5 protein-coding genes are annotated in these 6404 nt (G+C 71.2%); 2 read left to right on the top strand and 3 right to left on the bottom strand.

The features are described 5' to 3' along the window. Positions 1-222: 222 nt before the first annotated feature. On the top strand, positions 223-1296 hold the full coding sequence (gene rarD / locus ACZ6MA_RS32865) for an EamA family transporter RarD (RefSeq protein WP_469438459.1): 1074 nt from the start codon (positions 223-225) through the stop codon (positions 1294-1296). A gap of 183 nt (positions 1297-1479) precedes the next feature. Next, complete coding sequence (locus ACZ6MA_RS32860; RefSeq protein WP_469438457.1) at positions 1480-2814, top strand: M28 family metallopeptidase; 1335 nt, start codon at positions 1480-1482, stop codon at positions 2812-2814. Positions 2815-2932: 118 nt separating this feature from the next. On the opposite strand, the gene ACZ6MA_RS32855 is transcribed toward ACZ6MA_RS32860, so the two are convergent. The 3 genes from ACZ6MA_RS32855 to ACZ6MA_RS32845 form a co-directional block, all read right to left on the bottom strand. Beyond that, on the bottom strand, positions 2933-3817 hold the full coding sequence (locus ACZ6MA_RS32855; protein ID WP_469438456.1) for an ABC transporter permease: 885 nt from the start codon (positions 3815-3817) through the stop codon (positions 2933-2935). Next, a complete protein-coding gene (locus tag ACZ6MA_RS32850) occupies positions 3804-4967 on the bottom strand; it encodes an ABC transporter ATP-binding protein (protein WP_469438454.1) in 1164 nt (387 codons plus the stop codon). Before ACZ6MA_RS32850 ends, ACZ6MA_RS32855 begins: the two co-directional genes overlap by 14 nt. Positions 4968-5066: 99 nt before the next feature. Then, positions 5067-6356 carry a LolA family protein gene (locus tag ACZ6MA_RS32845; RefSeq protein ID WP_469438452.1) on the bottom strand — a complete coding sequence of 430 codons (1290 nt, stop codon included), beginning with the start codon at positions 6354-6356 and terminating at the stop codon, positions 5067-5069. Between the last annotated feature and the right edge of the window lie 48 nt (positions 6357-6404).

Genomic DNA, 6404 nt, shown 5'->3' with positions numbered 1-6404 from the left:
GACACCCAAATGACCGACCAACTCGAAGCCGCCACCGAACAAAAAGGCAAAGGCGACCTCACCACCCTCCTCACCGGCAACGACACCTGGACGGTCGTCGGCTAGGGCCTGTCCGGCAGGTCTCCGGCCACGGGCCATCCGTGCCGCCTGCGGCGGTAGGCGCCCACCACCGCCTCACCGCCGCCCGGGCGAGCCGTGTCAGGGCCATCATGCGATACGCGCATGACAGCCCTGCCCGGGCAGCGCTACCTTCCCCAAGTCGTCGTCGAGAAAGTCGCCGTCGAGACCTGTGGAAGGAGACGCGTGGAGTCGCACGAGTCGAGGACCGAGACCCGCACCGGGCTGTTGTGTGGCGCCCTCGCCTATGGGATCTGGGGGCTCTTCCCCCTCTACTGGCCGTTGCTGGAGCCGGCGGGGGCGGTCGAGATCCTCGCCCACCGGATGGTGTGGTCGCTGGCCGCCGTCACCGTCGTGCTGGCGGTGACCCGGCGCTGGGACTGGATACGTCCGCTGCTGCGGCAGCCCAGGCGCCTGGGGATGATCGCGGTCGGCGCGACCGTCATCTCCCTGAACTGGGGGGTCTACATCTGGGCGGTGAACGCCGGGCACGTCGTCGAGACCTCCCTCGGGTACTTCGTCAATCCCCTCGCCACCATCGCCTTCGGCGTCCTCGTGTTGCGCGAGCGGCTGCGTCCCGCGCAGTGGGTGGCCGTGGGCGTCGGTGTGACCGCCGTCGTCGTGCTGGCCGTCGGGTACGGCAAGCCGCCGTGGATCGCGCTCGCGATCGCGGCCACGTTCAGCACCTACAGCCTGGTCAAGAAGAAGGTCGGGCTGGGTGGTCTGGAGTCGATGGCCGCCGAGACGGCCGTGCAGTTCCTGCCCGCGCTCTCCGTGCTGGTCTTCCTCGGCTCGCGCGGCCAGTCCACCTTCGCCTCGGAGGGCGGCGGACACACCCTCCTGCTGCTGGGCACCGGTGCCATCACCGCGCTGCCGCTGATCTCCTTCGGCGCGGCGGCGGTCCGGCTGCCGCTGTCGGTGATCGGGATGCTCCAGTACCTGGCGCCGGTCTTCCAGTTCGCCCTCGGGCTGTTCGTCTTCCACGAGGCGATGCCGGCCGAGCGCTGGGCGGGTTTCGCGCTCGTCTGGCTGGCGCTGGTGGTGCTCACCTGGGACGCGCTGCGGACCGCGCGCACCTCGCGGACGGAGCTGCGCGACGCGCGGGCCAAGGCGGCGGTGGAAGCGGTACGCGTCGAGCCGGCGGACACCATCACAGCGCCGACAAAAGCCACGACTTAGGCTCCGCGCCCCACGAAACGCAGAAATAACAAAGGGCGCAGCGGCCCCTGAAGTCACAGATCAGCGGGGTTTTGCCGCGCCCGATATCCGGAAAGCGGTGCTTGGTGTCCGAAATCCGCTCTTGACGCACCATCAGGGCGCCCTCAACATCATGGCCACGTCAAATGGAGTTGGGAGCCCCCCATGCTTGAACTCAACGGACCCACCCTGCCCCGAAGATCCCGTGCGACCGCGCTGCTGGCCACCGGCGCGGCCCTCACGGCCACCCTGCTCGGCGTCTCCCCGGGCCCGGCGCACGCGACTCCCACCGTCGCCGCCGCCGCGCCCGACATATCCGTCGCCAACGTCAAGGGTCACCTCAACCAACTGCAGTCGATAGCCACCGCCAACGGCGGCAACCGCGCGCACGGCCGCGCCGGTTACAAGGCCTCGCTCGACTACGTGAAGGCGAAGCTGGACGCCGCCGGCTACACCACCACCGTCCAGCAGTTCACCTCCGGCGGCGCGACCGGCTACAACCTCGTGGCCGACTGGCCCGGCGGCGACGCCAACCACATCGTCTTCGCCGGATCGCACCTCGACTCGGTGGGCGCCGGCCCCGGCATCAACGACAACGGCTCCGGCTCGGCCGCCGTCCTGGAGACGGCCCTCACCGTCGCCCGCGAGGGTTACAAGCCCGACAAGCACCTGCGGTTCGCCTGGTGGGGGGCCGAGGAGCTGGGCCTGGTCGGGTCGAAGTACTACGTCAACAACCTTCCCGCCACCGAGCGCGCGAAGATCGACGCGTATCTGAACTTCGACATGATCGGCTCGCCGAACCCGGGCTACTTCGTCTACGACGACGACCCGAAGGTCGAGGGGATCTTCAAGTCCTGGTTCGCCGCCAAGAACATCTCCACCGAGATCGAGACCGAGGGCGACGGCCGCTCCGACCACGCCCCCTTCAAGAACGCGGGCGTCCCGGTCGGCGGCCTGTTCAGCGGCGCCGACTACCGTAAGACCTCCGCCCAGGCCGCCAAGTGGGGCGGCACGGCCGGCCAGGCCTTCGACCGCTGCTACCACTCGTCCTGCGACACCACGGCGAACCTCAACGACACGGCGCTCGACAACAACAGCGACGCCATCGCCCACGCCGTCTGGACGCTGAGCGCGGGCGCCACCAACCCGCCCGGGCGTACCTTCGAGAACACCGCCGACGTCGCCATTCCCGACGCGGGCTCCGCGGTCGACTCCCCGATCACCGTCAGCGGGATCACGGGGAACGCCCCCTCGGCGCTGCAGGTCGGGGTCGACATCAAGCACACCTGGCGCGGTGACGTCTCCGTCGACCTCGTCGGACCGAGCGGACGGGCGTACCGGCTGAAGAGCGCCAGCGGCAACGACTCGGCCGACAACATCATCACCACCTACACCGTCGACGCCTCGGCGGAGACGGCGAACGGCACCTGGAAGCTCCGCGTCCAGGACACGGCGGCCCAGGACACCGGCTACATCGACAGCTGGAAGCTCACGTTCTGAGCACGGGCCCCTCGGTAAGACCACGGTGACGTGACCGGCTCCCGCCGTGCGGGACGGGAGCCGGGCACACCGTTGGCCTCCTGGACGGTCACCCGGTCGCTCAGGCCGCTCGGACCTCTCAGGCCGTGATGTCCTTGGTGGTGAAACGGGCCCAGGCGGCCGAGCCGAAGACCGCCGCGTAGAGCGCCTGCAGGCCGAGGTTGCGCTGTAGTTGCTCCCAGTAGACCGGCTCGCGCAGCAGATCCGCGAAGCTCACCCAGTAGTGCGGGAAGAGATACGGCTGGACGGCGTGCAGCTGCGGGAACTGGTCCAGGATCTGCACCGTGATCAGCACTCCCACGGTGGTGGCCATCGCCGCGATACCGCTGCCGGTGAGCGTCGAGACGAACAGCCCCACCGCCGCCACACCGACCAGCGACGCGGCGACCACACCCGCGATCGCCACCGCGCGCAGCAGCCCCTCGCCGAAGGAGATCCGGACCCCGCTGATCAGCGTGACGTCCCCGACGGGGAAGAGCAGCATCCCGACGGTCAGCGCCGAGACCGCCACGACCAGGGTCGCGATGAGGCAGAAGACCAGTGTCGAGGCGTATTTGGCGAGCAGCAGCCGGGTCCGCCCGGCGGGGGCGACGAGGAGATAGCGCAAGGTGCCGGCACCCGCCTCGCCCGCCACGGAGTCGCCCGCGACCACCCCGACGGCCATCGGCAGGAAGAACGGCAGCGTCGCGGCGAGGGACGCGAAGACGAGGAAGAGGCCGTTGTTGCTGATCTGGCTGATGAACGCCGGGCCGTGACCGTCGGCACCGGACGCGCCGCCGTCGCCCGTTTCCATCTTCACGGCGATGCCGACCAGCACGGGGACCGCCGCGAGCACCCCGAGCAACGCGAGCGTCCGCCACCGGCGCAGCACGGTGGTGATCTCGCTGCGGAAGAGGGACAGCCGCCACAGGGGGCTCGGGCCCGGTCGTGCGGCCCGCCCTTCCGTCACCTCAGCCCGCGACATCGAAGCCCTCCCCCGTGAGCGCCACGAAGGCGTCCTCCAGCGAGGCCCGCTCGATGCCGAAGGACCGCACCCGCACCTCCGCCCGGACCAGGGCCGCGTTGAGGTCGGCGAGGTCGAGGGGGCCGGAGGGACCGGTGGGGGGCAGTTCGCCGGTGACGCCCGTTTCCAGGACCACGAGATCGGTCACGCCGTGCTCCTTGAGGACCCGCGCGGCGTCCGAGGGATCGGGGGTGGTGACGGCCAGCCGGCCACGGGCGGAGGAGGCCAGTGCGCCGACCGTGCCCTGGGTGAGCAGCCGGCCCCGGGCCATGACGGCGGCGTGCGTGCAGACCTGCTCGATCTCGTCGAGGAGGTGGGAGGAGAGGAAGACGGTGGTGCCGTCGGCGGCGAGCTGCCGTACGAGGGTACGGATCTCGCGCATGCCCTGCGGGTCGAGCCCGTTGGTCGGTTCGTCCAGCACGAGCAGTTCGCGGGGCTGGAGGAGGGCCGCGGCGAGGCCGAGGCGCTGCTTCATGCCGAGGGAGTACGCGCGGGCCTTCTTGCCCGCGGCGGCGGCGAGGCCCACCCGGTCCAGCGCGGCGGCGACCCGGGCCGCGCGGGTGCGGGGGTCGGCGGTGGGGTCGGCCGCGTCGTAACGCACGAGGTTGTCGCGACCGCTGAGGAAGCCGTAGAGGGCGGGGCCCTCGATGAGCGCCCCCACCCGGGGCAGCACCCGCCGCACGGCGCGCGGCATCGGTTCACCGAGCACATGGGCGGTGCCGGAGCTGGGCTCGATCAGGCCCATGAGCATGCGGATGGTGGTGGTCTTGCCGGACCCGTTGGGCCCCAGGAAGCCGAAGACACTGCCGCGCGGGACGGTGAGGGCCAGACCGTCGACGGCGAGCTGCCCACCGCGGTACCGCTTGGTGAGCCCCCGGGTCTCGATCACGGCGGCGGGGTGCGCAGCCGCGGGCGCGACGGACGCGGCGTTGTCGGCGGGGTCCGGGGCGGCGGATTCGCCGGACGGTTCCGGCTCAAAGTGCACGGCGGCCCCGGCCGCCGCGGGCGCGCCCGGGTGACCGGGGGCCTTGACCGGCCCGACGGGCGGGGTTGACGTCCGACCCCCGCCGGAGGCGATCCGCTGCTCCTCCACCGGTTCCCCTTTCGTCATCCCCCGCCCCCGTACCGCGCCCTGCGCCGAACCCGCTGCCCGGCGGCACCCGTGGTGCCGCCGGGCAGCGGAGGCCGGGCGGGAGGGGCAGCAGCCTGCCTACTTGGCGCTGTTGGCGGCCTTGACCAGCGCGTCCTTGGTGACCGCGCCCGCGTAGACCCTGCCGTCGTCCGTCATCAGGACATTGACGATGCGGGTGCTGAACACCCGGCCGGAGCCGAAGTCGCCCGAGACCTTCTTGCCGAAGCTGTCCAGCAGGGCCGCGGCGTCGCCGCCCTTGCCCTTGCCCTTCCCCTTGCCCTTGGCGTCCTCGCTCAGCTTGCCGACCGCGTCCTTGGGGCCCTTGATCTCAGCGATCGAGGACCAGCCCTTGCCGATGACCTTCGTGCCGGACGGGCCGGAGGCTCCGTCGAGACCGGGCAGACCGGCCAGGCCCGGCAGTTCGCCGGAACCGGGCAGCTTGCCCTTGAGCTTCGTGGCGTCGTCGCCCTTGCCCGGCTTGCCGGAGTCCTCGGTGACCTTGGTGCCCTTCGGCGGGGTGAACGTGAAGTTCTTCGCACCGGGCTTGCCGAAGTCGACCTTGGTGAAGCCCGCGTCGACGATGGCCTTGCCGCTCTTGGGAGCGAGGGTGAACTTCAGCGGCACGCCGTTCTTCGCGTCGACCGCGATCCGGACCGCGCCGACCGTGGAATCGCCGCCCTTCGGCTTGATCACCAGCTGGTAGGCGTCCCGGCCGGCCACCCTGGCGGTGCCGCCGACGGTCACCGAGGTGGTGTCGTCCACGGCGGCCAGGGCCCGCTTGGCCAGCTCCTGCGGCGAGACGCCGGACAGATCCTTCGGCACCTCGTGACCGCCGCCGCCACGCTGCTTCGGAGCCTTGGAGTGATGGGCGGAGTCGCTCGCGCTGTCGTACGCCCAGACATCGTCGCCGTTGTGGATCACGGTGTACTCGGCGGCGCGCTCGACGATGGAGAGCCGCTGCTTGTCGGGGCCGTCGACGGCTATGCGCAGGGTGTGCGAACCGGCGAAGAGTTCGGTCAGCTTGGCCTGCGGGTCGGCGGCGTCCCCGCCCTTCGCGCCCGAGCCCTTGCCGGCGTCACCGAGCGAGAAGCCCGAGGGCAGCGACGGCAGACCGAAGTCGGTGGAGACCTTGACGGTGCCGGAGGCCTGCTGCACGTCCGACTTCGCCATCTTGGCTATCAGGTCCTGCGCACTGATCTTCGGCAGGTCCGGGTCTCCGGTGCTCGCCAGCGCCGGTACGACGAACCCGATCGTCGCCGCCGCGAGGCCGGCCACCGTGACCGGCACCGCGTAACGGGCGGCCTTGCGGCGGCCCGTGCCGGGCGTCCCGCTCTCGTCGGCGCCCTGGGTCGGTTGGATCCGTGCCATCTGCTCTACCTCCGTCGTCGGCGGCGGTCATACGCGTCGTGCACTCGC

The organism is Streptomyces sp. NPDC042259 (assembly GCF_055582085.1).
Note: the sequence above shows the minus strand (reverse complement) of the source record. Positions and strands in the feature narration are given on the sequence as shown.